The organism is Pseudonocardia sp. P-1, from assembly GCF_058111925.1.
Map to the genome: position 1 here is coordinate 1,082,878 of NZ_CM176614.1, position 26,027 is coordinate 1,108,904.

Genomic DNA, 26,027 nt, shown 5'->3' on the forward strand with positions numbered 1-26,027 from the left:
CGGACCCCTCCGTGACGGGGCCCGGGCGTGCCGGCCGGCCGTGCTCACCCCAGGTCGAGCCCCAGGTCCAGCGCGGTCACCGAGTGGGTCAGCCCGCCGACGGCGAGGAAGTCCACGCCGGTGGCCGCGTAGTCCCGGGCGCTGCCCGGTGCCAGCCCGCCGGAGGACTCCAGCAGCGTCGCCCGGTCCCCGCGCCGCCGTACCGCCTCGGCCGTCTCCGCGACGGTGAAGTTGTCCAGCAGCACCAGCTCGGCGGCGAGCTCCAGGACCTCGTCGAGCTGGTCGAGCGAGTCGACCTCCACCTCGCACGGCAGGTCCGGGGCGAGCGCGCGGGCCGCGGCCAGCGCCGCGGACACCGACCCGGCCGCCGCGACGTGGTTGTCCTTGATCAGCACCGCGTCGCCCAGCCCGAGCCGGTGGTTCACCCCGCCGCCGCACCGCACGGCGTACTTCTCCAGCAGCCGCAGGCCCGGCAGCGTCTTGCGGGTGTCCCGGATCCGGGCCCCGGTGCCGTCGACGGCGTCCACCCAGGCGCGGGTGGCCGTGGCGATCCCGGACAGGTGCGTGAGCAGGTTCAGCGCCGTGCGCTCGGCGGTGAGCAGTCCGCGGACCGGGGCCCGCACCGTGAGCGCCGGGGTCCCGGCGGTGAGCCGGTCACCGTCGGCGGCCCCGGCGAGCACCGCGTACCCGCCCGCGCCCAGCACCTCGTCGAGCACGGCGCGGGCGGCCGGGAGCCCGGCGAGCACCCCGTCGGCCCGCGGGGTGAACGACGCGGTCGCCACGGCCCCGGCGGGCACGGTCGCCGCCGTCGTCGCGTCCGGGCCGTACCGCAGGTCCTCCTCCAGCGCGGTGCGCACGACGCGCAGCAGGTCGTCGGGGTCGGGGACGCCGACCTCGGTGACCCCGCCGACCCCGGCGGCGACGGTGCTCATGCGACACCCGCCAGCGTCTCGCCGGCCACGACGACCGGCCGTCCCGTGGCGTCGACCCGCACCCGCAGCGACGAGCGCTGGTAGGTGTCGTCCCGGTCCGGGAAGTCGGTGCGCACGTGGCAGCCGCGGGTCTCCCGGCGGGTACCGGCCGCGGCCAGCACGGCCTGGGCGACCAGGGTGAGCGCGGCGTCCTCGACCGCGGCGCGGCCGGCCGGGACCGCGGTGGCGGTGACGGCCTCGATCGCGTCCGACGCCCCGGCGAGCCCGGCGGCGTCGCGGCCGATCCCGGCGCTCACCGACATCGCCCGCTGCACCACGGCGCGGTCGGCCACCGGCAGCGCCGGGACCGTCGCGGCCGGGGTCGGCACCCCGGTCGGGCCCGCGTCGGCGAGCACCGCGCGGACCACCCGCTCCCCCACGACCAGTCCCTCCAGCAGCGAGTTCGACGCCAGCCGGTTCGCCCCGTGCAGCCCCGTCCGGGCGACCTCGCCCGCGGCGTAGAGGCCCGGCACCCCGGTCCGCCCGGACGTGTCGGTGACGACGCCGCCACAGGCGTAGTGCGCGGCGGGGGTCACCGGGATCGGCTCGGTCAGCGGGTCGATCCCGGCGGCCCGGCAGGACGCGTACACGGTCGGGAACCGTGCGGCGAACCCGTCGAGCGCGGTGGCGTCGAGCCAGGCGCACGCGCTGCCGGTCTCGGCCATCCGGCGGGTGATCGCAGCGGCGACGACGTCGCGCGGGGCGAGGTCGGCCCGCGGGTGGACCCCGGCCATGAACGCGGTGCCGGCCCGGTCGCGCAGGACCGCGCCCTCGCCGCGGACGGCCTCGGTCACCAGCGGGCGGCGCCCGGCGGTGCCGCTGCCGGGCCCGGTCCACAGCACGGTCGGGTGGAACTGCACGAACTCCAGGTCCGCGGCGACCGCACCGGCGCGCAGGGCGAGCGCGACGCCGTCGCCGGTGGAGGTGCCCGGGTTGGTGGTGGAGGCGTAGAGCTGGCCGTAGCCGCCGGTCGCGAGCAGCACCGCGGGCGCGGACAGCACCCCGGCGCGACCGTGGGCGTCGAGCACCGTGAGGCCGGCGACCCGGCCGGCGTCACGCAGCACCTCGGCGGCGACGTGCCCGTCGAGCACGGTGAGCTGCGCCGAGCGGGTGGCGGCGACCAGGGCGCGCTCGATCTCCGCGCCGGTCGCGTCACCCCCGGCGTGGACCACCCGGTACGCCGAGTGGCCACCCTCCCGGGTCCGCGCGGGGCGGTCCCCGCTCCGGTCGAACAGGGCGCCGCGGCCGCACAGCCTGCGCACCGCGTCCGGTCCGGCGCGCACGATCGTCCCGACCGCGGCGACGTCGTTCAGCCCGCCGCCCGCGGCGACCGTGTCGGCGACGTGGGAGTCGAGCGAGTCCCCCGCGACGTCGCCGAGCACGACGGCCACCCCGCCCTGCGCCCAGCGGGTGGAGCCCTCGCCGATGCCGTCCTTGGTGACCACCACGACGCGCAGCCCGGCCGCGGCCGCGTCGAGCGCGGCGGTCAGCCCGGCCACCCCGGACCCGACGACGACCAGGTCGGCTCCGGCCTCCCAGCTCACCCCCCGCGCCGTCACTCCCCACCTCCCGGCTGACCGATCTCGATCATCCGCTGCACGGCGGCGCGGCCGCGCGCGGCGAGGTCGGGGTCGACGTGGACCTCGTCGGTGCCCTCGCGGACCGACCGCAGCAGCGCCTCGGCGGTGATCATCTTCATGTAGGGGCAGGACGCGTTCTCGTTCACCGCGCGGAACGCGATCTCCGGGGCGGCCAGGCGCAGCTGGTGCAGCATCCCGACCTCGGTCGCGACGAGCACCTCCGTCGCGCCGGTGGCGCGGGCGGCGTCGATCATGCCGCCGGTGGAGAGGATCCTGACCTGCTCGGCGGGCACCGCGCCGGTGCCCGCCAGGTAGAGCGCCGAGGTCGCGCAGCCGCACTCGGGGTGCACGAACAGGTCGGCGCCGGGGTGGGCCGCGGCCCGCTCGGTGAGCTGCTTGCCGTTGATGCCGGCGTGCACGTGGCACTCCCCGGCCCAGACGTGCATGTTCTCCCGCTCCAGGGTGCGCCGGACGTGCGCGCCGAGGAACTGGTCGGGCAGGAAGAGCACCTCGCGGTCACGCGGGATCGAGTCGACGACCTCGACGGCGTTGGAGGAGGTGCAGCAGATGTCGGTCTCGGCCTTCACCGCGGCGGTGGTGTTGACGTAGGAGACGACGACGGCGCCCGGGTGCTCGGCCTTCCACTCCCGCAGCTGGTCGGCGGTGATCGAGTCGGCCAGCGAGCAGCCGGCCCGGGCGTCGGGGATCAGCACGGTCTTGTCCGGGCTGAGGATCTTGGCGGTCTCGGCCATGAAGTGCACGCCGCAGAACACGATCGTCGACGCCTGGGACTCGGCCGCGATCCGGGACAGCGCGAGCGAGTCCCCCACGTGGTCGGCGACGTCCTGGATCTCGGGCAGCTGGTAGTTGTGCGCCAGCAGGACCGCGTCCCGCTCGCGGGCCAGCGCACGCACCTCGTCGGCCCAGCCGGGGTCGGTCCCCGTGCCGCCGGGTGCCGTCAGCGTTCCGGTCATTGCGCCCTCCCGGGCCGTGTCGGGTTTTCGCCTAGCGGGCGGAAACTGAGCGGATGGTAGCACCGGTCGCGCGCCACCGGCACCTCCGTCGTGACCGGGACCTCACCCGACGGACACCCCGCCGTCACGTCCCGGTGCCGCGGCCGGTCCGCCCTAGGCTGGCCCCGTGACACCGCCACCCGCCCTGCACGAGGTCCTCGCCGTCGTGCTCAGGATCCGGGATGGCCGGGCGGGCGCCCTGCTCTGGCAGCGGGCCCTGGACCCGGACGCCGGACGCTGGGCGCTGCCCGGCGGCACCCTGGGCCCCGACGAGGACGTCGAGACCTCCGTGCGCCGCCAGCTCGCCGAGAAGGTCGACGTCCGCGAGGTCGCCCACGTCGAGCAGCTGTCGGTCTTCTCCGACCCGGCCCGCTCACCCGGCAAGCGCCGCATCGCCACCGCGTTCCTCGGCCTGGTCCCCTCCGACGCGGACCCCGAGCTGCCCGGGGACACCGCGTGGCACGACGTCGAGGACCTGCCCGCGACCGCGTTCGACCACGCCGCGATCGTCGCGGCGGGGCGGGACCGCCTGCGCGCCAAGCTCTCCTACACCAACCTCGGGTTCGCGCTCGCCCCCGCGGAGTTCACGATCTCGGCGCTGCGCGAGCACTACGTGGCCGCGCTGGGCCACGAGGTCTCGGCGACGAACCTGCAGCGCGTCCTCACCCGCCGCGGCCTGCTGGAGCCCACCGGTGAGGTGGTCCCGTCGGGCCGTTCCGGCGGCCGCCCGGCCGCGGTCTTCCGGTTCACCGACCGCGGGATGCGGGTCACCGACGCGTTCGCCGTGCTCCGGCCACCTGCGCGACCCGGCGGGCCCCGCGACGGCGTACTACCGTGAGCCGGTGTCCGCCATGCTCCCGCTGTTCCCGCTGGGGACGGTGCTGATGCCGGGTGCGGCGCTTCCCCTCCACATCTTCGAGCCCCGCTACCGCCAGCTCACCGTCGACCTGCTCACCGGTGCCGTCCACGACCGCGAGTTCGGTGTCGTCGCGGTGCGCGAGGGCCATTCGCCGGACCGTTCCGGGGCCGCCGGGATGCACGCCGTCGGCTGCACCGCGGTGCTCATCGACGCCCGCCGGCTGCCCGACGGCCGCTACGACGTCGTCACCCGCGGGGCCCGCCGCTTCCGGCTGCTCGACCTCGACGCGGGCTCGCACTCCTACCTCTGCGGCGAGGTCGAGTTCCTGCCCGACGACACCGGCGACGAGGCCGACCCGCGGCTGGTGGCGATGCTGGAGCGGTCCGCCCGCGCGGCGCACCGCGAGTACTGCGACACCGCGTGGCGGACCGGTGACTGGTCCGAGCCCGCCGACGACACCCCCACCGCCGACCTCGCGCACCTGCTGGCCGGGGACTGCCTGCTGCCCCTGGGCGACCGCCAGCTCCTGCTGGAGCAGACCAGCGCGGTGCAGCGGCTCCGGGAGATCCGCAGGCTGCTCGCCCGCGAGCGCGGCCTGCTGGAGACCCTGCGGGCGGTGCCCGCGCCGCTCGGGTCGTTCCCCGACGAGCACAGCCCGAACTGAGCTCACCCGCCGACGGCGAGGTGCGGCCCCTCCCAGCGCCGGCGCAGCCACCGGTCGTGCGAGGTGACGACGACCGTCCCCGGCGCAGTGCCGAGCGCCGACTCCAGCTCCCCGGCCAGCCGCAGCGAGACGTGGTTGGTCGGCTCGTCGAGCAGCAGCAGGTCCGGGGCGTCGGCGACGACGACGGCCAGGGCCAGCCGCCGCCGCTGGCCGAGGCTGAGCTCTCCGACCGCGGTGCCGTGCTCGCGCGGGTGCAGCAGCCCCAGCTCGCGCAGCGGGACGGTCTCCGCCCGCTCCACGCCGACGGCCTCGGCGTAGGCGGCCGCGGCGCTGCGGTCGGGCGGGCCGACGTCGGGGTCCTGGGCCAGCAGGCCGACCCGGCGCGCCCGGACGTCCACGGTGCCCGCGTCCGGAGCGAGGTCGGAGTGCAGGACCGCCAGCAGCGTCGACTTCCCGGCCCCGTTGGGGCCGGTGACCAGCAGCTTCTCCCCCACCGCCAGGTCGAGCAGGCCGAGCCGCAGCCGGCCGTCGACCCGCAGGTCCCGCACGCTCACGGCGAGCCCGCCGGCCGGGGCGTCGCCGGTGAGCTGCCCGGCGAACTCCAGCGGCCGGGGCGGCCTGCGGACCGCCTCGCGCTCGGCGGCCTCCAGGCGGCGCTGCGCGTCGTGGACCCGGCGGGCCCGGGTGCGTTCGACGCCCGCCCCCTTGAAGGCGTGGATGAACTTGTCGTTGTCGCGCGGTCCGCGCCCGGGGGCGATCGTCGACAGCCCGGCCCGCGCCTTCTCCCGCAGCGCGGCGATCTCCTCCTGCTCCGCGGCGAAGCGCTCCTCCCACCGGCGGCGGCTCGCCGCGGCGGCGTCCAGGTACTCGGTGAACGAGCCTCCGAACCGGCGCCCGCCGTACCCGTCGGTGCCGAGCTCGCCGGCGTCGAGGTCGAGCAGCTCGGTGCAGACCCGGTCGAGGAAGGTGCGGTCGTGGCTCGCCGCGACGACGACGCCGGGCAGCTCCACCAGCGAGCGTTCCAGCAGCTCCAGGGCGGCGTCGTCGAGGTGGTTGGTGGGTTCGTCGAGCAGCAGCACCGCGGGGCGGCGGACCAGGGCGGCGGCCATCGCGAGCCGGGTGCGCTCGCCCCCGGACAGGGTCGCGACCGGCCGGTCCCGCTCCAGGTCGGCGACACCGAGCGTGCCCGCGGTGACCTCGGCGCGCCGGTCGGCGTCCCACGCGTCGTGGGCGATCGCCCAGGCCAGCACCCGGTCGTAGGCGGCGGCGCCGCTGCCGTCGGCCAGACCGGCGGCCAGACGCTCCAGCTCGGCGACGGCGTCGTGCAGCGGGCGCAGCGCCGCGTCGAGCAGGTCGCCGACGGTCCCCCCGTCGCCCAGGTCGGGTTCCTGCGGCAGGTACACCCGGTCCGCGGGAACCGTGAGCGTCCCGCCGTCCGGGGTGTCGACGCCGGCGAGCAGCCGCAGCAGTGTGGACTTGCCCGAGCCGTTCTCCCCGATCAGGCCGACCCGGGTGCCCGGCGCGGCGACGAGGTCGACGCCGTCGAGCACCGGCGGACGGCCGGCGCGGGCGGCGTGGGAACGGACCAGCCCGCGGGCGGTGACGGCGTGGACCTGCTCGGTCGATGACATGACGACGACTCCGGTGGAGACGGAGGAGGACCGCAGGGGCGTGTGCCGCGTCCGCGGTCGAGGGGGTCGTCAGTGCCTCATGATGACGGCGACCCTACCGGGTGCGCCCGCACGGGCGCACCCGGGTTTCAGCGCCAGCCGTAGCGCGACCGCAGCTCGTCCGCGACCCGGTCGAACCGCGCCCGGTCCAGCACCGCACCCTCCCGGCGGATGCCGTGCTCCTCGACCTCCAGCACCCGGTCGAGCCGGATGTAGGAGTCGCGGCCCTCGCGGTCCCAGGCGCCGGAGCCGATCCCGACCCAGTCCGGGTCGTGGGCCCGCTTGTCCTGGCTGGACAGCATCAGCCCGAGCAGCTCGCCACCCGAGCGCCCGACGACGAGCAGCGGCCGGTCCTTGCCCTGGCTCGCGTCCTCCTCGTAGGGCACCCAGGTCCAGACGATCTCGCCGGGGTCCGCGGCGCCGTCGGGCTCGGGGGCGTAGGCGACCTCCCGGGCACGGTCGCCGGTGGGCGCGGTGCGCACCCGCCCCGCCGTCGGCGGCGGGCCGGGCCGGGCGCCGCCGTCGTGGCCGCGCCGCGGGGCCTGTCCGTCCTTCTTCGAGTCCTTCAGGAACTGCACCGCCAGATCCGCGGCCTTGCGCAGCACCGAGCCCCAGTTGATCGCCATGCCGCCAAGCCTGCCGCACGTGCGGCACGTCACGACCACCGGGCGCGCATGAACGGTTCCGCATACGGGAAGTCCGGGGGCATGAAGGCGACTCTGATCCACGGCACGCACGACATCCGGGTCTCGTCCGACGTACCGGACCCGGTCATCCGTGACGACACCGATGCGATCGTGCGCGTGCTGCGCTCGTGCATCTGCGGCAGCGACCTGTGGCCGTACAACTCGGCCGACGACAACCCGCAGGGCGACCGGATCGGCCACGAGTTCCTCGGCGTGATCGAGGAGGTCGGGTCCGGGGTGCGGAACCGCACGGCGGGCCAGCTCGTCGTCGCACCGTTCGTCTGGGCCGACAACACCTGCGACTTCTGCGCGCAGGGGCTGCAGACCTCGTGCCGGCACGGCGGCGGCTGGGGCTCCGACGGCACCGACGGCGGCCAGGGCGAGGCGGTGCGCGTCCCGTTCGCCGACGGCACCCTGGTCCCGATGCCGGGCGAGCCGGACGACGCGCTGCTCGCGTCGATGCTCACCCTGTCCGACGTGTTCTCCACCGGCCACCACGCCGCGGTCTCGGCGCGGGTGCGCCGCGGGGACACCGTGGCCGTCGTCGGCGACGGCGCGGTCGGGCTGTGCGCGGTGCTCGCGGCGAAGCGCCTCGGCGCCGAGCGGATCATCCTGCTCGGCAGGCACACCGACCGCACCGACCTGGGCCGCGAGTTCGGCGCCACCGACGTCGTGGCCGAGCGCGGCGACGAGGCGGTCGAGAAGGTGCGCGAGCTGACCGGCGGCGACGGCGTGGACGCCGCGCTGGAGTGCGTCGGCTACGTGGAGGCGATCCGCACCGCCATCGACGTGACGAAGGACGGCAGGCTGGTCGGCCGCGTCGGCGTCTCGCAGTACTCCGACATCCCGCTCGGCGTCGGCGAGTTCATGCGCAACGTCGGCGTGCACGGTGGCGTCGCCCCGGCGCGCGCCTACATCGAGGAGTTGCTGCCCGACGTGCTGGAGGGCCGTATCCAGCCCGGACGGGTCTTCGACCGCACCATCGGCCTCGACGAGGTCCCCGACGGCTACCGCGCGATGAACGACCGCGAGGCGCTGAAGGTCCTGATCAAGCCCTGACCCGCGCGGACACCGGCGCGGCCCCCGCCACCGCGGGGGCCGCGCGGCGGCGGGTCAGGGCGAGGTGCGCTCGCCGTGCCGGCTGCACCGGGCCGTCCAGCCGACCGGGTGGACCTGCACCACCATCCGCCGTGCGCAGTCCGGGCAGAACCGCGGCGGCTCCAGCTCGCGCCGCGCCGCGCACCGGTCGTGCCCGGCCGCGGAGTCCGGCGACCCGCACTGGTCGCAGTACCGGCCCCCGTCCTCGCGGGTCGGCGTGCCCACCGGCGCCGTCACAGCGTCTCGTTGAGGGCCTTGATCGGCATCTCCAGCTCGCCGAGCAGGTCGATGTCGGACTCGGCGGGACGCCCCAGCGTCGTCAGGTAGTTCCCGACGATCACCGCGTTGATCCCGCCGAGCAGGCCCTTGCGGGCGCCCAGGTCGCCGAGGGTGATCTCGCGGCCACCGGCGAAGCGCAGGATCGTGCGCGGCAGCGCCAGGCGGAACGCGGCGACGGTGCGCAGCGCGTCCGGCCCGGACATCGGCTCCAGGTCCCCGAACGGGGTGCCCGGGCGCGGGTTGAGGAAGTTCAGCGGCACCTCGTCGGGCTCCAGCTCGGCGAGCTGCAGGGCGAACTCGGCGCGCTGGTCCAGGGTCTCCCCCATCCCGACGATGCCGCCGCAGCACACCTCCATGCCGGCCTCACGGACCATGCGCAGGGTGCCCCAGCGCTCCTCCCAGGTGTGGGTGGTGACCACGTTCGGGAAGTGGCTGCGGGCGGTCTCGAGGTTGTGGTTGTAGCGGTGCACGCCCATCGCGGCGAGCTCGCCGACCTGCTCGGCCGTGAGCATCCCCAGCGAGCAGGCGATGTTGATGTCGACCTCGTCCCGGATCGCCGCGATGCCGGCGGCGACCTGGGACATGAGCCGCTCGTCGGGCCCGCGGACGGCGGCGACGATGCAGAACTCGGTGGCCCCGGTCTTCGCGGTCTGTTTGGCGGCCTCGACGAGCATCGGGATGTCCAGCCAGGCCGAGCGCACCGGCGACGCGAACAGGCCCGACTGGGAGCAGAAGTGACAGTCCTCCGGGCATCCGCCGGTCTTGAGCGAGATGATCCCCTCGACCTCGACGTCCGGCCCGCACCAGCGCATCCGCACTTGGTGGGCCAGCTCGAGGAGGTCGTCGAGACGGTCGTCGGGCAGGTCGAGCACCTCGCGCACCTGGGTGACGGTGAGGCCGCGACCCTGGTCGAGGACCTGGTCGCGCGCGACGGTGAGGACGTCGGTCCGGGCGGTCGTCATACCCGTGGATCCTGCCAGTCACCCGGCTGGATCGGACCCAGTGTGTCCCGGGCCACCGCGGCGAAACGGTCCGGTGTCACCCGTCCGAGGCCCTCGGGCAGCAGGCCCCGGACCAGCACCCGGGTGATCATCGGCAGGTCCTGGAGGTTGCAGCGCTCGGCCAGGTCCGGCTCCGCCGGCCAGGACCCGATCACGATCCCCGCGCAGGTCAGGCCGCGCACCCGGAGCGCCTCGACGGTGAGCGCGGTGTGGTTGAGCGTGCCGAGCCCGGCCGCCGCGACCACCACGACCGGGGCGTCGAGCAGCCGGGCGACGTCGGCGAGGGTGCCGCCCTCGTCGGTGAAGCGGACGAGCAGCCCACCCGCACCCTCGACGAGGACGAGGTCGTGGTGGTCGGCCAGCGTCCGCGCGGTCACCGCGGCCTGCTCCGGGGTCACCGGGCGCGCCCCGCAGCGCCGGGCCGCGGTCGCCGGGGCCAGCGGGTCGGGGTAGCGGGCCAGCTCCCGGGTGGTGACCTCGGGGACGAGGCGGGCGACCTCGTCGACGTCGCCGGGGTCGTCCGGGCCGACCCCGGTCTGGGCGGGCTTGAGCACCGCCACCCGCTCCCCGCCGCGACCGCGACGGCGGCCAGCGCGGCGGTGGCGACGGTCTTGCCGACCCCGGTGCCGGTGCCGGTGACGACCACGAACCGCCCGGTCACGCCCGGGCCCCGTCCGGGCGTCGGCGAGCACCTCGGCGAGCACGCCGGTCGCGAACGACAGCTGCGCCCCGGTCAGCCCGGCACGGGCGGTGAGCCGGAGCCGGGAGGTGCCCGGCGGGACCGACGGCGGCCGGAAGCAGCCCACCCGCAGACCGCGTCGCAGGCAGGCGGCGGCCGCGGCGACCGCGGGGCCGGGCTCGCCCAGCACCACCGGGACGACCGCGGACACCGGCACCGCCGCGTCGCAGGCGGCGGCGAGCGCACCGGCGACCCGCAGCACGTCCGCGGCCCGCTCGGGCTCGGAGGCGAGCACCCGCAGCGCGGCCAGCGCCGCGCCCGTCGCGGCGGGGGCGAGGCCGGTGTCGAAGATGAACGAGCGCGCGGAGTCGACCAGGTGCGCGGTGACCGCGGCCGGGCCGAGTACCGCACCGCCCTGGCTGCCGAGCGCCTTGGACAGGGTCACGGTGGCGACGACGTCGTCCGCCCCGGCCAGCCCGGTCTCGGCGAGCAGGCCACGCCCGCCCGGACCGCGTACCCCGAGACCGTGGGCCTCGTCGGCGAGCAGCACCGCGCCGCGGGCCCGGCAGACCCGGTGCAGCGCGGCGAGCGGGGCGAGGTCGCCGTCGGCGGACCCGACCGAGTCGGTGACGACGAGCGCGCGGGTCTCGGTGCGGGCGGCCAGCGCGGCGTCGACGGCGTCGACGTCGGCGTGCGGCACGACGACCACCCGGGCCCGGGAGAGCCGGCAGGCGTCGACCAGGGAGGCGTGCGCGGCGGCGTCGGACACGATCAGCGCGCCGGGGCCGGTGAGCGCGGTGACCACCCCGAGGTTGGCGGTGTAGCCGGAGGAGAACACCAGGGCGTCGTCGTGTCCGCAGAACGCGGCGAGCTCGGCCTCCAGCTCGGCGTGCAGCGCGGTCGAGCCGGTGACCAGCCGTGACCCGGTGGCGCCCGCACCCCAGGTGCGCAGCGCCTCGGTCGCCCCGGCGACGACCCGCGGGTCGGTCGAGAGCCCGAGGTAGTCGTTGCCGGCGAGGTCGAGCGCGGGCCCGCCCGCGGGACCGGCCGGACGCGGGGACAGCCTGCGGCGCAGACCGGCCTCGGTTCGGGCGCGGGCGTGGGTGTCGAGCCAGGCCAGCGGGCGGGGTCCGGGCGGCGTCGGGTCGGGGCCGGTCACGCCCACACCCTAGGCACGACGGAGCCCCGCCCACCCTGGGGTGTGCGGGGCTCCGTGGGTCGTGCGGACGCCGGGTCAGGCCTGCGGCGCCTCGCCCTGCTGCTTCTCCTGCTCGGCGACGGCGGCACGGACCTCGTCCATGTCGACCGCCTTCACCTGACCGATGAGGTCCTCGAGGGCCTCGGCGGGCAGCGCGCCCGGCTCGGAGTAGAGCACCACGCCGTCGCGGACGGCCATCACGGTCGGGATCGAGGAGATCCCGAACGCGCCGGCCAGCGCCTGCTGGGCCTCGGTGTCGACCTTGCCGAAGGTCACGTCCTGGTGCTTCTCGGAGGCGGCGTCGTAGACGGGGGCGAACTGGGTGCACGGCCCGCACCAGGACGCCCAGAAGTCGATGAGCACGGTCGTCCCGGGCGCACCCACGACGTCGTCGAAGTTGTCGGTGGTCAGTTCCACGGTGGCCATACGGTCCCCAACGACGTCGTGGGTGCGGATTGTTCCCGGATGCGCGGGCTCAGACCTTCAGCAGCCGGCGGGCGGCGGCGGTGGCCCCGTGCCCGTGTCCGGCGGCGATCCGGTCGAGGTCCGAGACCCCGATGCCGAGGTCGGCGCGGGGCTCGACGAACCGGCCCGCGTCCTCGTCGAGGACGAGCACACGGGCGCTGCGGATGTCGTAGAACAGGCCCAGCACCTCGGCGCCGGAGTCCTGCGCCCGCAGCATCTCCAGCTGCATCGTGACGTTCACCATCGCCAGCTGGTCGGCCTCGCCGAATCCGTCCCGCGCGGCGGCGACGGCGACCGGGTGACCGTTCTCGTAGGCGCGCAGCACCGGCCGCGCCTCGCGCAGCCACTGGCCGAGCGCGGAGTCCCCGCTCGCGCCGCCGGCGAGCAGCCCCTGCATCGCGCCGCAGCCGGAGTGGCCGCAGACGGCGACGATCGGGACGTCGAGGGTGCCGGTCGCGAACTCGACGGCGGCCGCGGTGCCGGGCCCGACGACGAGGTTGCCGACGTTCTGCACGGTGAACACGTCGCCCGGGCCGCTGTGGGTGATGACGTGCGGCAGCACCCGGGAGTCCGCGCAGGTGATCATCATCGCGGACGGGGACTGCCCGTCGGCGAGCCCGGTCATGGTCGGGAGGATCGCCTCGGAGGTGTTGTCGTGGTACGCGGCGACGCCCGCCATCAGCGTCCCCGACGCACGCCCCTCGGTCTCCCTGCCCTGCCACTCGCCCCAGGTCAGGAAGCCGGCGCCGGGCGCGGTGGCGCGGCGGGCCTGCTCGGGCTCGATCACGGTCACGGTGGCGCCGGTGCCCTCGTGGCGGGCCTTCCAGGCGAGCAGGTGGTCGTAGGCGGCGTGGTCGAGGTAGTCGGTGACCAGCCGGACGGTGACGTCGCAGCCGCGCGGGACGGAGTTCAGCTCGCGGGACAGCCGCGGCACGGCCAGGAAGCTCAGCGAGCCCTCGACGACGAGCTCGCAGCTGCCGTCGTCGGCCTGCTCCAGGTGCGGGCGGGACCGGACGGCGCGCCAGAGCAGCATCAGCCCGGCCAGGACCAGCCCGAGGACGACGCCCTCGAGCAGGTTCAGGAACACGACGCCGAGCAGGGTGGCGGCGTAGATGACCAGCTCACCGTGCTGCCGCGCGGTGCGGATCTCGGCCGGCTTGACCAGCCCGACACCCATCATGACCAGCAGACCGGCCAGCGCGGCCATCGGGATGAGCTCGATGACGCCGATCAGCACGATCGCGAACAACGCGATCCAGACGCCGTGCAGCACCGCCGACGCGCGGGTCTCGGCACCGGCCTTGACGTTCGCGGCGGACCGGACGATCACGCCGGTGATGGGCAGGCCGCCGATCATGCCGGAGACGGTGTTGGCCGCACCCTGGCCGAGCAGCTCGCGGTCGGTGTCGGTGCGGGTCCCGGGCCTCATGCGCTCCACCGCGACGGCGGACAGCAGCGACTCGACGCTCGCGATCAGCGCGATGGTCAGCATGCCGAACAGCACGCCGCCCCAGTTCGACTCCGGCAGCGCGGGCAGGGACAGCGCGTCCAGGAGCGAGCCCCCCAGCTGCACCCGGACGACGTCGGCGAAGGCGAGGGAGACGACGGTGGCCGTGACGATCGCGACCAGCGCGGCCGGGACGACGGTCACCTTCGCGGGCAGCCGGTTCCAGGTCAGCATGATCGCGATGACGATGCCGCCGAGGAGCAGCGCGGGCCAGGACAGGTTCGCGATCGCGCCGGGCAGCGCGGCGATCGAGTTGACGCCACCGGTCTGCGCCTGACCACCGAACACGACGTTCAGCTGGCCGAGGGCGATGGTGGCGCCGATGCCCGCCAGCATGCCGTGCACGACGGCGGGCGGGATGGCCTGGGCGAACCGGGACAGCCGGGTCAGCCCGAAGACGATCTGCAGGACACCGGCGCCCGCGGTGATCAGCGTGGTGACCTGCCAGCCGAAGGTGTTGACCAGCTCGGCGACGATGACGGTCAGACCGGCGGCGGGGCCGGAGACCTGGAGCTTGGAGCCGCCGAGCAGACCGGCGACGACGGCACCGACGACGGCGGCGATGAGGCCGGCCAGGATCGGGGCGCCGGAGGCGACGGCGATGCCCAGCGACAGGGGCACCGCCACGAGGAACACGACGATCGAGGCGGAGAAGTCCGCCCGGGCGTGCGGGAACGTGCGGCCGAACCAGGAGCCGCCCGGCGGCGAGTGCTCACCGCGGCCGGACTCGGCCGGGGCGTGCTCGTGGTCCTGCACGCGGTGTTCGGAGTTACTCGTGGGGCTGGTGGTGCTGGAGTGACTGTGCGTGGGCACCGGATCCTCCGTATCGGTCCGTGGGGGGCGCCGGACCGCGACGGTGCGGTCGACAGGGGCGGGTCGCGCGATGCGCGACCGGCGGAGCGGGTGCGGCCGACCGGACGAATGCGACCGGCCGACACCGTTTCACCCCGACCACGGAAACGGATCATGATGAGAACGCTTCTCATCGTTTCGGACGTCCACGACGAAACGCCCGGTCAGCGCCGTACACCTCTGCGTAACGTGAGGTGGAACACACCGAAGTCCACCGGATCGGTGGTCCGGATCACGAACTCAGCGCTGATCCCGCTGCCCGGCAAGGGCTGCGGCCCGCATCCCGGCGGTGATCAGCGCCACGTCGTCGCGGGTGCTGACGAACGGTGGCATCGCGTAGACGAGGTTGCGGAAGGGCCGTAGCCAGACCCCGGCGAGCACCGCGGCGGCGGTCGCGGCGGCGACGTCGACCTCCTCGGCCATCTCGACGACACCGATCGCGCCCAGGATCCGGACCTCCCGCACGCCCGGCAGCGACCGGGCGGGGGCCAGCCCGGCGCGCAGCCCGGCGGCGACGTCCTTCACCTCGCGCCGCCAGTCGCGTTCGAGCAGCAGCGACACCGAGGCGTGGGCGACGGCGGCGGCGAGCGGGTTGCCCATGAACGTCGGCCCGTGCATGAGCACCCCGGCCTCGCCGTCGGTGATGCCGCGGGCCACCCGGGTGCTGCACAGGGTCGCGGCCATCGTCAGGTAGCCGCCGGTCAGCGCCTTGCCGACGCACATCACGTCCGGGGCGACGGCGGCGTGGTCGGCGGCGAACAGCTCGCCGGTGCGGCCGAAGCCGGTGGCGATCTCGTCGAACACGAGCAGCACGTCGTGGGCGTGGCACAGCTCGCGCAGCACGTGCAGGTAGCGGGGGTCGTGGAAGCGCATCCCCCCGGCGCCCTGCACCACCGGCTCGACGACCACCGCGGCCAGCTCGTCGGCGTGGGTCTCGACGAGCTCGGCAAGGTGGGCGACGTAGTCGTGGGTGAAGTCCTCCGGTGGGGCGTCGGCGAACACCTGCTGCGGGAGGACGTCGGACCACAGCGAGTGCATGCCGCCGTCGGGGTCGCAGACGCTCATCGCGCCGAAGGTGTCGCCGTGGTAGCCGCGCCGCCACGTCATCAGCCGGTGCTTGCCGGGGCGGCCGCGGGACCGCCAGTACTGCAGGCACATCTTGATGGCGACCTCGACCGACACCGATCCGGAGTCGGCCAGGAACACGTGCTCCAGCCCCTCCGGGCTGACGTCCACGAGCAGCCGGGCCAGGTCGACGGCCGGGCCGTGGGTCAGGCCGCCGAACATCACGTGGCTCATCCGGCCGAGCTGGTCGCGCACCGCCGCGTCGAGCCGCGGGTGGCGGTAGCCGTGGATGGCCGACCACCACGACGACATCCCGTCGACGAGCTCACGGCCGTCGGGCAGCCTCAGCCGCACCCCCTGCGCGGACTCCACGACGATCGGCGCCCGGGTCGCCGGCATCGGCGCGTAGGGGTGCCAGACGTGGTCCCGGTCGGTGGCGAGCAGTGCCCCCGTGTCGAGCGGGGATCCGGAGAGGGTCGGGTCCGGGACACGCCCGGGGCCTGCGGTGGTCACGGACGCCCACGCTAGTGCCGACCCTCTACGCTGGCCCGACCATGGCCACGCCCGACTCCGTGTACGAGCCGGAGGGGCCCGACGGGTCGGCCCTGCGCCGTCGCGAGCTCGGGCAGACCTCCGCACGATCGTTGCTGCTCACCGTGCTGGGCGAGTTCGTCCTCCCGGCCGGGGAACCGGTCTGGACCCGGGCCCTGCTCGACGTGCTGGGCGCGCTCGGGGTGGAGGCCAAGTCGGCCCGCCAGGCGCTGGCCCGCACCGCGGGCGAGGGCCTGCTGACCTCCGACCGCGACGGCCGCCGGGTCCGCTGGTCGCTCACCCCCGCCGGGTCGGAGCTGCTGTCCGACGGCGCCGCCCGCATCTACGGCTTCGGCCGTCCGACGACCGGCTGGGACGGCCGCTGGCTGGTCCTGCTCGCCTCGGTCCCGGAGTCGCGCCGACGCCTGCGCCACCGGCTGCGCACCCGGCTGGCCTGGGCCGGGCTGGGCTCCCCCGCCCCCGGGGTGTGGGTCAGCCCCGACCCCGGCAAGGAGGCCCGCGTCGCGGCGGTGCTCGACGAGCTCGACCTCGCCGGGTCCGGGTACTCCTTCGTCGGGCACTACGGCGGCATCGGCCGCGCCGACGACATCGTGGCCCAGGCCTGGGACCTCGACGTCGTGGAACGGGCCTACTCGGAGTTCCTCGACGAGTTCGGCCCCCACCTCGACGCGGTCTCCGCCGCGTCCTGCGCGGCCGCCGCCACCTCGGCCCCGGGCGCCGCCGGGCCCGCCACCGACGACGGCGGCGACGGCGACGGCGACGGCGACGTCCTGGCCCGCCAGGTCCGCCTGGTCCACGCCTGGCGACGGTTCCCGTTCCTGGACCCCGAGCTGCCCGCCGAGCTGCTGCCCGAGCAGTGGGCCGGGTCCCGCGCGGCGGAGCTGTTCACCACGCTGCACGAGCGCTGGAACGCCCCCGCCCGCGCCGCCTGGGCCGACCTGGCCCGCCGGGCCTGAGCCCTGCCCACCGCGACACCCCGCCGCACCCGGGCCGCCCGTCGTGCGCCGGCGGCACGGGCCGGTCGGCGCCGCACCCACACCCCCCACACCCGTTGCCCGGGCGTCCGCACCCGTGGCAACGGGTGTGGACGCCCGGGGAGGGGTGTGGGCGGTCAGCCGCCGAGGCAGCCGGGGCCGAGCAGGGCCTTCAGGTCCCCCATCAGCGCCGAGGTGTGCATGACCTTGAGCGAGTCGTCCAGCCGCAAGGCGGTCATCTTGGTGCCGTAGACCAGGGTCAGGTGCACCTCGGAGGTACCGGGGTGGTGGGTCAGCACCTCCTTGAGCTTCGCGACGCGCTCGGGGGTGCACTGGTCGGTGCGCAGGCTGACCCGGATCGGCAGCCCGGCCTCGCCGGTGGCCAGCTCGGGCACCGCGAGGTCGTTCGCGATCAGCGAGACGCGGTCGTCGCGCTTGTTGACCCGCGCCTTGACCAGCACGATCGCGTCCTCGGCGACGTCGACGCCGACCACCTGGTACGCCCGCGGGAAGAACAGCACCTCGATGCCGCCGGCGAGGTCCTCGATCTGCGCCGACGCCCACGGCTCGCCGTTCTTGTTCACCCGGCGGTTGACGTTGGCGAGGATGCCGCCGACCGTGACCTGCGCACCCTCGGCGACCGAGCCCTCGACGATGTCGGCGATCGAGGTGTCGGACTTCGCGGCGAGCGCCTGCTCGAGGCCCTGCAACGGGTGCCCGGACACGTAGAGGCCGAGCATCTCCCGCTCGACGGCGAGCTTGTGCTTGGTGTCCCACTCCTCGTCGGGCACCTTCACGTCGAAGATGCCACCGAGACCGCCGTCGTCGCCCTCGCCCGGCCCGTCCAGCGAGCCGAACAGGTCGAACTGGCCCATCGAGGCGGCCTTCTTGGTGCTCATCACCGCGTCGATGGCGTCGGCGTGCACGAGCAGCAGACCCTTGCGGGAGTGGCCGAGCGAGTCGAACGCGCCCGCCTTGATCAGCGACTCGACGACCTTCTTGTTGCAGACGACCGCGTCGACCTTGCGCAGGAAGTCGGAGAAGTCGACGAAGTTCCCCTTCTCCCGCCGCGCGGCGACGATCGCGTCGACGACGTTGTGCCCGACGTTGCGGATGCCGCCGAGGCCGAAACGGATGTCGTCGCCGACCGGGGCGAAGTTGCGCACCGAGTCGTTGACGTCGGGCGGGAGGACCGTGATGCCCATCCGGCGGCACTCCGCCAGGTAGACCGCGGCCTTGTCCTTGTCGTCGCGCACCGAGGTGAGCACGCCGGCCATGTACTCGGCCGGGTAGTTCGCCTTGAGGTAGGCCGTCCAGTACGACACCACGCCGTAGGCGGCGGAGTGGGCGCGGTTGAAGGCGTAGTCGGAGAACGGGAGCAGGATGTCCCAGAGCGTCTTGACCGCGGCCGCGGAGTAGCCGTTGTCCTTCATGCCCTGGGCGAAGCCGGCGTACTCCTTGTCCAGGATCTCCTTCTTCTTCTTGCCCATCGCGCGGCGGAGCAGGTCCGCCTGGCCGAGCGTGTAGCCCGCCAGCACCTGCGCGATGGACATGACCTGTTCCTGGTACACGATCAGGCCGAAGGTCTCACCGAGGACGTCCTTGAGCGGCTCGGCCAGCTCCGGGTGGATCGGCGTGATCTCCTGCCGGCCGTTCTTGCGGTCGGCGTAGTCGTTGTGCGCGTTCGCACCCATCGGGCCCGGGCGGTACAGCGCGCCGACCGCGGAGATGTGCTCGAACTCGCTGGGCGCCATGCGGCGGAGCAGGTCCCGCATCGGGCCGCCGTCGAGCTGGAACACGCCGAGGGTGTCGCCGCGGGAGAGCAGCTCGTAGGTCTTCCGGTCGTCGAGCTCGACCTTGTCCAGGTCGACGGCGGGCTTGCCGTTGAGCTCGATGTTCTCCAGGGCGTCGTCGAGGATGGTGAGGTTGCGCAGCCCCAGGAAGTCCATCTTCAGCAGGCCGATGGTCTCGCAGACGCCCATGTCGAACTGCGTGATGATCGCGCCGTCGGACTCGCGGCGCTGGATCGGGATCACGTCGATCAACGGCGTCGAGGACATGATCACGCCCGCGGCGTGCACACCCCACTGCCGCTTCAGTCCCTCGAGGCCCCGCGCGGTGTCGATGATCTCCTTGACCTGCGGGTCCGCCTCGTAGAGGGCGCGGACCTCGGTCGCCTCGGAGTACCGCTTGTGCGACGGGTCGAAGATGCCCGACAGCGGGATGTCCTTGCCCATCACCGCGGGCGGCATGGCCTTGGAGATGCGGTCGGCGACGGAGTAGCCGGGCTGGCCGTAGAGCACCCGCGCCGAGTCCTTGATCGCGGCCTTCGCCTTGATCGTGGAGTAGGTGATGATCTGCGCGATCCGGTCCTCGCCGTACTTCTCGGTGACGTAGCGGATCATCTCGCCGCGCCGGCGCTCGTCGAAGTCCATGTCGATGTCGGGCATCGAGACGCGGTCGGGGTTGAGGAACCGCTCGAAGATCAGCTTGTGCCGGATCGGGTCGAGGTCGGTGATGCCCAGGACGTAGGCGACCAGCGAGCCCGCCGCCGAGCCACGGCCGGGGCCGCAGCGGATGCCGACGGACTTGGCGTGCTGGATGAGGTCCGCGGTCACCAGGAAGTAGCCGGGGTAGCCCATCTTGATGATGACGCCGACCTCGTAGTTGGCCTGCTGCCGGTACTTCTCGGTGACGCCGTCGGGGAACCGCATGTGCAGTCCCCGCTCGACCTCCTTGATCAGCCAGGACTCCTCGGTCTCCCCCTCGGGGACGGGTGCCTTGGGCTGGAGGTCCTGGCCGGTGGTGAAGTCGATGTTGCAGCGCTCGGCGACGAGCAGCGTGTTGTCGCAGGCCTCGGGGTGGATCGGGTCCCAGAGCTGGCGCATCTCGGCGGCGGACTTGAGGTAGAAGTCCTGCGCGTCGAACTTGAACCGGTTCGGGTCCGCGAGGGTCTTGCCGGTCTGGACGCACAGGAGCACCTCGTGCGCCTTGGTGTCGTCCGGGTAGGTGTAGTGCAGGTCGTTCGTCGCGAGGCCGGGCAGGTCGAGCTTGTCCTTGAGCCGGAACAGGTCCTCCTGGACCCGCTTCTCGATCTCGATGCCGTGGTCCATCAGCTCCAGGAAGAAGTTGTCCTTCCCGAAGATGTCGCGGTAGTCGCTCGCGGCCTGGCAGGCGGCGTCGAAGTCGTGCTGCTGGAGCAGGCGCGCGACCTCGCCGGACGGGCAGCCCGTCGTCGCGATCAGGCCCTTGCCGTACTTCTCCAGCAGCTCGCGGTCCATACGCGGCTTGTAGTAGTAGCCCTCGAGGCTGGCCAGCGAGGAGAGCCGGAAGAGGTTGTGCATCCCCTCCGTGTTCTCCGCGAGCAGCGTCATGTGGGTGTACATGAGGTCGGGGTTGTTCTCGCTGCCGTTGCCCAGCGCGGTGCGCTTGCGCTCGTGCCGCGACCCGGGCGCGAGGTAGCCCTCCATGCCGATGATCGGCTTGACGTCGTGCGCCTTCGCCTTGCGCCAGAACTCGAAGGCGCCGTAGACGTTGCCGTGGTCGGTCATCGCGATGGCCGGCATCTCGTGCTTGGCGGCCTCGGAGAACAGGTCGTCGAGCCGGGCGGCACCGTCCAGCATCGAGAACTCGGTGTGCGTGTGCAGATGGACGAAGGAGCGACTCCCGGATCCGGCACTTCCCATGTGTGTCCCGCGCTCCTCTCCCGCGCCGCTGGGACGGCGCGGACCTCCGCTGGTGCGCACGCCCGTCGGGGCGGACGTGCCGACACCGGGCCGGCGGCGCGGACGGGCAGGGGCATCGGCGCCGGTGCGCGGACCTGGCGGGGCCCGCTCGCCGGAGCCGGTGGACCCTGCGGGTCCGGACCGACCGGATCGGTGAGGGCCCCAGCGTAACGGTGGGGTCCGACGGTTCCGGCGACGGCGGCCGGGCACGATCGGGCTCCGCGTGTCGGGCCTGCTCACCCCCTGTCCACCCCGGACGACGGCGTGTCGCGGACGGTCCGGCGGCGGGTTAGGGTCGGGCCACGATGCCCACCGCCCCCGAGCCGACGACGCCGCCCGGCACCGTGGTGTTCGACCTCGGTGAGGTGCTGGTGCCGTCCGCGGGCCTGGAGCGCCGGCTGGCCGGAGTGTTCGCCGTACCCGAACCCGTGCTGCGCGAGGCGTACTGGCGCCACCGCGCCCGACACGACCTGGGCGACCCGCCGGACCGCTACTGGACCGCCGTCTGCGCCGACCTGGGCCTGGCACCCGAGCGCGCCCGGATCGACGCCGCCGAGCGGGTGGACGTCACGTTCTGGTCGACGCTGCCGCCGTCGTCGTCGATGCTGATCGCCGACCTCGCGCGGGCCCGGGTGCGCCTCGCCGTGCTGTCCAACGCACCGCGCGGGCTGGCCTCCGCGGTGCGTGCCGCGGCCTGGAGCAGCCCGTTCGACCGGTTGCTGTTCTCCGCCGACGTGGGCGCCGCGAAACCGTCGCAGGACATCTTCCGGCGCGCCGACGTCGAGTTCGGCACCGCACCGGAGCAGGTGCTGTTCTTCGACGACCGCGTCGACAACGTCCGTGCCGCGTCCGCGCACGGCTGGGACGCCCACCGCTGGGAGGGCGCCGCCCGGGCCGTGCGGGTGCTGCGCGAGCGCGGGGTGCTGGGCTGACCGGTCCCCCGGGACCAGCGGCTGCGACGGTCGTGCACTGCCGTGCACTGCAGTCAGGGGGTCCGCCGACCCCGGGCACCGTCGGCTCATGGTCGGCACGCGTGCAGCGATCGGTGCCACGTCCGGCACCGATCACCTCCATCACGGCGATCATGGCCGGGCTGCCGGGCGGGGACCGGAGCCGCGACAACGTGATCGACGTCCGTGCAGCGATCGGTGCCACATCCGGCACCGATCGGCTCACTCGTGCTGATCATGGGCGGGCAGCCGGGGCGACCAGGGCCGCGCGGCCGGACGGGGCCGGGCGGGCGGAAGCCCGGGGCCGCCCGGAGGCCGGGGGCCGCCCGGAGGCCGGGGGCCGGCCGGAGACCGCGAGGCCGGACGAGGTCCGCGGCCGGCCGGGGCCCGGGTCGGACGAGGGCCGGGGCCCGACGAGGGCCGGGGCTGACGAGGGCCGGGGCTGACGAGGGCCAGGACCTGACGAGGGCCGGGAACGCGGCTCGGGGACGCGCGCGGCTCAGGGGACGGGGCCGTCGTCGGGCGGCGGGCTCGCGGTGGTGGTCTGCTCGGGCAGCAGCGGCGACAGTGCGAGCTCCGGTGCGCCGGTCCCGGCCGGCGCGGCCTGGACGCCGCGCACGCCCGGGCGCGCGGCGAGCGCCTCGAGCCCGGCCCGGTCGGCGGTCACGACCAGCGCGACCACGCAGGCGCAGCCCGGGTCGGCGAGCTCGCGTCGCTCGGCCGCGGCCACGGCGGCCCGCCGGGTCAGTGCCGCGCGGGCCTCCGGGGTGGCCGCTCCCCACCGTCGCGGACGGCGCGGTCGGCGTCGGCCTCGGCGGCGTGGGCGGCCCGCTCACGGGCGACGCCGAGCGCGGCCGCCGGGTCCCCGGTGCCGGTGACCGGCTCGAACCGCAGCGCGGTCTGCACCCGGTCGAACGGCACCCGGAACACCGCGGTCGTGGTCGTCGTGCCGGAGCCCGCGGCCGCGGCGTCGGACGGGGCCAGCGGGCGGGTGAACTGCACGAGCGCAGGCACGGACACCCCCGGTGCAGGCAGTGTCGCGGGCAGCCCGGCGAGGTAGCCGGCGACGTCCTGGCCGGGGTCGGGGCCCAGCCGCACCGACCCCGTCGCCGCCGGGGGCCCGGCCGGCGGACCGGACCCGGCGGCCCAGAGCGCACCGAGGAACACCACCGCCATCGCCGCGGCGATCCACGCCAGGGCCCGGGTGCTCAGACCGGTCACGCGTCAGTCCCGCAGGACGTCCAGCGCCGCGTCGAGGTCGGCCGGGTAGGGGCTGGTGAACTCGACGTGCCGCCCGTCGGCGGGGTGGGCGAACCCGAGCGTGCGGGCGTGCAGCCACTGCCGGGACAGCCCGACCCGCTTGGCCAGCGTCGGGTCGGCGCCGTAGGTGATGTCGCCGACGCAGGGGTGGCGCAGTGCGGAGAAGTGCACCCGGATCTGGTGGGTGCGCCCGGTCTCCAGGTGCACGTCGAGCAGGCTCGCCGAGCGGAACGCCTCGATGGTGTCGTAGTGGGTGACGCTGGGCTTGCCGCTCTGCATCACCGCGAACCGGTAGTCGTGGCGCGGGTGCCGGTCGATCGGGGCGTCGATCGTGCCCGACGACGGGTCCGGGTGCCCCTGCACGACGGCGTGGTAGCGCTTGTCGACGGTGCGTTCCTTGAAGGCCCGCTTGAGCTCGGTGTAGGCGTGCTCGGAGGTGGCGACGACCATCACCCCGGTGGTGCCGACGTCGAGCCGGTGCACGATGCCCTGCCGCTCGGCGGCGCCGGAGGTGGACAGCCGGAACCCGAGCGCGGCGAGCCCGCCGGTCACGGTCGGACCGGTCCAGCCCGGGGAGGCGTGCGCGGCCACCCCGACCGGCTTGTCGACGACGACGATGTCGTCGTCGGAGTGCAGCACCGTCAGGCCCGCGACGACCTCCGCCGGGCCCTCGATGACCGCGGGCGCCGGCGCGTCGGGCAGCTCGACCTCCAGCCAGGACCCGCCGGGCAGCCGGTCGGACTTGCCGGCCTCGCGGCCGTCGACCGAGATCCGGCCGGACTCGGCCAGGGTCGCGACGACGGTCCGGGACAGGCCCAGCAGCCGGGACAGCCCGGCGTCGATCCGCATGCCGTCCAGCCCGTCGGGCACCGGCATGCTGCGTACCTCACCCACGTTCGCGGCTCCCGTCGATCTCGATGCCGCGCACGGCCATCAGCACCAGCAGGATGCCGCCGCACACGATGCCGGTGTCGGCGATGTTGAACACGGGGAAGACGCTCCCGTCCGGGGAGAAGAAGGCCAGCATGTCCACGACGTGCCCGCGCATCGGTCCGGGTGCGCGGAAGAACCGGTCGACCAGGTTGCCCAGCGCGCCGCCGAGGACCAGGCCGAGGCCGATCGCCCAGCCGGTCGAGGCGAGCCGCCGCGCGATCCGGATGATCACGCCGACGACCACCACGGCGACGATCGTCAGCACCCAGGTGTAGCCGGTGGCCATGGACCAGGCGGCGCCCGGGTTGCGCAGCAGCGTGAGGTAGAAGAACCCGTCGATCACGGTGACCGGCCGCTGCCCCTCCAGCGTGGCGACGGCGGCGACCTTGGTGACGAGGTCGAGCGCCAGCCACACCGCGGCGATGCCCGCCAGCAGCGCCACACCGCGCCGTCGTACGGCGGGGTCGATCGGCGCGGTGGGGGGTGGGGGGTCGGCACTCACACCCGTGATTATGCGGGTCGCCCCGACACCGCCGACCGGCCGGTCAGCCCGCCCGCCCGCTCGGCCGGCCCCGGCCCTCGTGCCAGCGGACCAGCTTGCCGCCGCGGTCGACGTCGCGGATCCGCTGTTCGGTGTCCTCCCGGTTGTCCCGGGTACTGACGACGAGGAACTGGTCCCCCTCGCGCAGCCGGGTGTCCCCGCCCGGGGAGAACGCCTCGGCGTCGCGTACGACCAGGCTGACCGTGGCCCCGCGGGGCAGCCGCAGCTCGCGCAGGTAGACGCCGTGCAGCCGGGACCCGGGGGGCACCTTCACCTGCAGGAGCTCGGCGTCGACCTCGTCGAGCGGGGCGGCGTCGACCTCGACGCCGCGGGTGTCGGTGCGCGAGACCACCCCGAGCAGCCGCGCCACCCAGGGCAGGCTGGTGCCCTGGACCAGGGTGAGCAGCACGACCAGCACGAACACGACGTCGACCAGGCGTTGGTTCTGGCCGCCGCCCTCGGTGACCGCGACGAGGGCGAGCACGATCGGCACGGCTCCGCGCAGCCCCGCCCAGGACAGGAACGCCTGTTCGCGCCAGGGCACCCGGAACGGCAGTGCGGCGGCGGCCACCGACAGCGGCCGCGCGGCGAGCAGGACGACCGCCGCGCAGATCAGCGCGGGCACCACGGCGGCGGGCAGCCGCTCGGGCACCGCGTACAGGCCGAGCAGCACGAACAGCCCGATCTGGGCGATCCACCCGGTGCCCTCGGCGAAGGAGACGACACCGCTGCGGTGCGGCAGTCGGGAGTTGCCCAGCACCAGCGCGGCGCAGTAGGTGGCGAGCAACCCCGAGGCGTGCACACCCTGCCCGGCGGCGAAGGCCAGCAGGCAGGACGCGATCGCCGCGAGCGGGTACAGGCCGGTCGAGGGCAGCGCGGCGCGGCGCAGCGCCCAGGCCGCGCCCAGCCCGAGCAGCACACCGACGACGGCGCCCGCGACGAGCTCGTAGACGACCAGCAGCGGCGTCGTCCAGCTGATGGCCTCGGTCCCGGCCAGGACGACGACGGCGATCACCACCGGCGCGTCGTTCATCCCGGACTCGAGCTCCAGGGTCCCGGCGAGCCGTTGCGGGACGGCGACCCCGCGCAGCACGGAGAACACCGCTGCGGCGTCGGTGGAGGACAGCACCGCGCCCCACAGCAGCGCGGTGCGCCACTCCAGGTCGAGCAGCAGGTGCAGCAGCCCGCCCGCGACGGCGATCGACACCAGCACCGACAGCGTCGACAGCAGCAGCCCGAGCCCGAGCGCGGGCCGCACCGCCGACCAGCGGGTGGTGAGCCCGCCCTCGGTGAGGATCAGCACGAGCGCGGTGAGGCCGAGGGACTCGGTGAGGCCGGTGTCGTCGAACCGGATGCCCAGCACGGACTCGCCGAGCAGCACGCCGATGCCCAGGTAGAGCAGCAGCGACGGCAGGCCGAGCCGCACCGAGACGCGCACCGCGAGCACGCCGAGCAGCAGCACCCCCGCGGAGATGCCGAGCAGCAGTTCCAGACTCACCGGGGCC

At 74.7% G+C, this 26,027-nt stretch carries 21 protein-coding genes and 2 pseudogenes; 5 read left to right on the forward strand and 18 right to left on the reverse strand.

Features of this window, described 5'->3' with window-relative positions; genetic code table 11:
• Positions 1-44: 44 nt before the first annotated feature.
• From nadC to nadA, 3 genes are read right to left on the reverse strand one after another with little or no spacing between them, the layout of a single operon-like run.
• A complete protein-coding gene (gene nadC, locus AC0GKK_RS05160) occupies positions 45-932 on the reverse strand; it encodes a carboxylating nicotinate-nucleotide diphosphorylase (protein ID WP_405417928.1) in 888 nt (295 codons plus the stop codon).
• Complete coding sequence (locus AC0GKK_RS05165; protein WP_476654391.1) at positions 929-2,530, reverse strand: L-aspartate oxidase; 1,602 nt, start codon at positions 2,528-2,530, stop codon at positions 929-931. Before AC0GKK_RS05165 ends, nadC begins: the two co-directional genes overlap by 4 nt.
• On the reverse strand, positions 2,527-3,525 hold the full coding sequence (gene nadA / locus AC0GKK_RS05170) for a quinolinate synthase NadA (protein ID WP_062402227.1): 999 nt from the start codon (positions 3,523-3,525) through the stop codon (positions 2,527-2,529). Before nadA ends, AC0GKK_RS05165 begins: the two co-directional genes overlap by 4 nt.
• Before the next feature lie 166 nt (positions 3,526-3,691).
• Between nadA and AC0GKK_RS05175 the strand changes: the two genes are divergently transcribed.
• Positions 3,692-4,402 carry an NUDIX hydrolase gene (locus AC0GKK_RS05175; protein WP_307799233.1) on the forward strand — a complete coding sequence of 237 codons (711 nt, stop codon included), beginning with the start codon at positions 3,692-3,694 and terminating at the stop codon, positions 4,400-4,402.
• 13 nt (positions 4,403-4,415) lie between these two features.
• Positions 4,416-5,087, forward strand: a complete 672-nt coding sequence (locus AC0GKK_RS05180) for an LON peptidase substrate-binding domain-containing protein (protein ID WP_405421879.1) — start codon at positions 4,416-4,418, stop codon at positions 5,085-5,087.
• Between the two features lie 2 nt (positions 5,088-5,089).
• Here the strand turns inward: AC0GKK_RS05180 and AC0GKK_RS05185 are convergent, their stop codons facing one another.
• Both AC0GKK_RS05185 and AC0GKK_RS05190 read right to left on the reverse strand, forming a co-directional pair.
• A complete protein-coding gene (locus AC0GKK_RS05185; protein ID WP_489883273.1) occupies positions 5,090-6,718 on the reverse strand; it encodes an ABC-F family ATP-binding cassette domain-containing protein in 1,629 nt (542 codons plus the stop codon).
• A 128-nt stretch (positions 6,719-6,846) separates the two neighbouring features.
• Positions 6,847-7,383, reverse strand: coding sequence for a type II toxin-antitoxin system PemK/MazF family toxin (locus AC0GKK_RS05190; RefSeq protein ID WP_405417935.1), 537 nt, complete (start codon positions 7,381-7,383; stop codon positions 6,847-6,849).
• 81 nt (positions 7,384-7,464) lie between these two features.
• Between AC0GKK_RS05190 and AC0GKK_RS05195 the strand changes: the two genes are divergently transcribed.
• On the forward strand, positions 7,465-8,502 hold the full coding sequence (locus AC0GKK_RS05195; RefSeq protein ID WP_405421881.1) for a zinc-dependent alcohol dehydrogenase family protein: 1,038 nt from the start codon (positions 7,465-7,467) through the stop codon (positions 8,500-8,502).
• A gap of 54 nt (positions 8,503-8,556) precedes the next feature.
• On the opposite strand, the gene bsaP is transcribed toward AC0GKK_RS05195, so the two are convergent.
• The 7 genes and pseudogenes from bsaP to AC0GKK_RS05230 form a co-directional block, all read right to left on the reverse strand.
• Positions 8,557-8,778, reverse strand: coding sequence for a biotin synthase auxiliary protein BsaP (gene bsaP / locus AC0GKK_RS05200; RefSeq protein WP_405417936.1), 222 nt, complete (start codon positions 8,776-8,778; stop codon positions 8,557-8,559).
• Positions 8,775-9,782, reverse strand: a complete 1,008-nt coding sequence (gene bioB / locus AC0GKK_RS05205) for a biotin synthase BioB (protein ID WP_489883274.1) — start codon at positions 9,780-9,782, stop codon at positions 8,775-8,777. The genes bsaP and bioB overlap by 4 nt, the downstream gene beginning before the upstream one ends.
• Positions 9,779-10,467 (reverse strand): annotated as a pseudogene (gene bioD, locus AC0GKK_RS05210) (dethiobiotin synthase). Before bioD ends, bioB begins: the two are co-directional and overlap by 4 nt.
• A 52-nt stretch (positions 10,468-10,519) precedes the next feature.
• Positions 10,520-11,659, reverse strand: a pseudogene (locus AC0GKK_RS05215) (8-amino-7-oxononanoate synthase); the annotation flags it as partial.
• A 75-nt stretch (positions 11,660-11,734) separates the two neighbouring features.
• Positions 11,735-12,124: a thioredoxin family protein gene (locus AC0GKK_RS05220; RefSeq protein WP_020623876.1), complete on the reverse strand. Its 390-nt coding sequence runs from the start codon at positions 12,122-12,124 to the stop codon at positions 11,735-11,737.
• A gap of 49 nt (positions 12,125-12,173) precedes the next feature.
• Positions 12,174-14,483, reverse strand: a complete 2,310-nt coding sequence (locus AC0GKK_RS05225; protein WP_489883275.1) for a SulP family inorganic anion transporter — start codon at positions 14,481-14,483, stop codon at positions 12,174-12,176.
• Positions 14,484-14,762: 279 nt separating this feature from the next.
• Positions 14,763-15,986, reverse strand: coding sequence for an adenosylmethionine--8-amino-7-oxononanoate transaminase (locus AC0GKK_RS05230; RefSeq protein ID WP_235975479.1), 1,224 nt, complete (start codon positions 15,984-15,986; stop codon positions 14,763-14,765).
• A 155-nt stretch (positions 15,987-16,141) separates the two neighbouring features.
• Between AC0GKK_RS05230 and AC0GKK_RS05235 the strand changes: the two genes are divergently transcribed.
• On the forward strand, positions 16,142-17,095 hold the full coding sequence (locus AC0GKK_RS05235; RefSeq protein WP_489883276.1) for a PaaX family transcriptional regulator: 954 nt from the start codon (positions 16,142-16,144) through the stop codon (positions 17,093-17,095).
• Between the two features lie 155 nt (positions 17,096-17,250).
• Here AC0GKK_RS05235 and dnaE read toward each other — a convergent pair whose 3' ends face one another.
• Complete coding sequence (gene dnaE, locus AC0GKK_RS05240; protein ID WP_346108998.1) at positions 17,251-20,799, reverse strand: DNA polymerase III subunit alpha; 3,549 nt, start codon at positions 20,797-20,799, stop codon at positions 17,251-17,253.
• A 344-nt stretch (positions 20,800-21,143) separates the two neighbouring features.
• On the opposite strand from dnaE, the gene AC0GKK_RS05245 reads away from it, so the two are divergent.
• Positions 21,144-21,770, forward strand: coding sequence for an HAD-IA family hydrolase (locus tag AC0GKK_RS05245; protein WP_062402208.1), 627 nt, complete (start codon positions 21,144-21,146; stop codon positions 21,768-21,770).
• 517 nt (positions 21,771-22,287) lie between these two features.
• Here AC0GKK_RS05245 and AC0GKK_RS05250 read toward each other — a convergent pair.
• From AC0GKK_RS05250 to AC0GKK_RS05270, 5 genes are read right to left on the reverse strand one after another with little or no spacing between them, the layout of a single operon-like run.
• Positions 22,288-22,518 carry a hypothetical protein gene (locus AC0GKK_RS05250; RefSeq protein WP_489883277.1) on the reverse strand — a complete coding sequence of 77 codons (231 nt, stop codon included), beginning with the start codon at positions 22,516-22,518 and terminating at the stop codon, positions 22,288-22,290.
• A 14-nt stretch (positions 22,519-22,532) separates the two neighbouring features.
• Positions 22,533-23,009 carry a hypothetical protein gene (locus AC0GKK_RS05255; RefSeq protein ID WP_405417949.1) on the reverse strand — a complete coding sequence of 159 codons (477 nt, stop codon included), beginning with the start codon at positions 23,007-23,009 and terminating at the stop codon, positions 22,533-22,535.
• Positions 23,010-23,012: 3 nt separating this feature from the next.
• Positions 23,013-23,924: an RluA family pseudouridine synthase gene (locus AC0GKK_RS05260; protein ID WP_062404557.1), complete on the reverse strand. Its 912-nt coding sequence runs from the start codon at positions 23,922-23,924 to the stop codon at positions 23,013-23,015.
• A 10-nt stretch (positions 23,925-23,934) separates the two neighbouring features.
• A complete protein-coding gene (gene lspA, locus AC0GKK_RS05265; RefSeq protein WP_357438027.1) occupies positions 23,935-24,483 on the reverse strand; it encodes a signal peptidase II in 549 nt (182 codons plus the stop codon).
• Between the two features lie 43 nt (positions 24,484-24,526).
• Entirely contained in the window at positions 24,527-26,020 is a 1,494-nt protein-coding gene (locus tag AC0GKK_RS05270; protein ID WP_405417951.1) for a potassium/proton antiporter, read from the reverse strand.
• Positions 26,021-26,027 lie beyond the last annotated feature (7 nt).

Bases quoted from the DNA above. Each gene is read 5' to 3' on its own strand.
- nadC (WP_405417928.1), bottom strand. From the start codon at position 932: ATGAGCACCGTCGCCGCCGGGGTCGGCGGGGTCACCGAGGTCGGCGTC.
- AC0GKK_RS05235 (WP_489883276.1), top strand. From the start codon at position 16,142: ATGGCCACGCCCGACTCCGTGTACGAGCCGGAGGGGCCCGACGGGTCG.
- AC0GKK_RS05180 (WP_405421879.1), top strand. From the start codon at position 4,416: ATGCTCCCGCTGTTCCCGCTGGGGACGGTGCTGATGCCGGGTGCGGCG.
- bioB (WP_489883274.1), bottom strand. From the start codon at position 9,782: ATGACGACCGCCCGGACCGACGTCCTCACCGTCGCGCGCGACCAGGTC.
- AC0GKK_RS05245 (WP_062402208.1), top strand. From the start codon at position 21,144: ATGCCCACCGCCCCCGAGCCGACGACGCCGCCCGGCACCGTGGTGTTC.
- nadA (WP_062402227.1), bottom strand. From the start codon at position 3,525: ATGACCGGAACGCTGACGGCACCCGGCGGCACGGGGACCGACCCCGGC.
- AC0GKK_RS05260 (WP_062404557.1), bottom strand. From the start codon at position 23,924: ATGCCGGTGCCCGACGGGCTGGACGGCATGCGGATCGACGCCGGGCTG.
- AC0GKK_RS05185 (WP_489883273.1), bottom strand. From the start codon at position 6,718: ATGTCATCGACCGAGCAGGTCCACGCCGTCACCGCCCGCGGGCTGGTC.
- AC0GKK_RS05195 (WP_405421881.1), top strand. From the start codon at position 7,465: ATGAAGGCGACTCTGATCCACGGCACGCACGACATCCGGGTCTCGTCC.
- AC0GKK_RS05230 (WP_235975479.1), bottom strand. From the start codon at position 15,986: ATGCCGGCGACCCGGGCGCCGATCGTCGTGGAGTCCGCGCAGGGGGTG.
- AC0GKK_RS05220 (WP_020623876.1), bottom strand. From the start codon at position 12,124: ATGGCCACCGTGGAACTGACCACCGACAACTTCGACGACGTCGTGGGT.
- dnaE (WP_346108998.1), bottom strand. From the start codon at position 20,799: ATGGGAAGTGCCGGATCCGGGAGTCGCTCCTTCGTCCATCTGCACACG.
- AC0GKK_RS05190 (WP_405417935.1), bottom strand. From the start codon at position 7,383: ATGGCGATCAACTGGGGCTCGGTGCTGCGCAAGGCCGCGGATCTGGCG.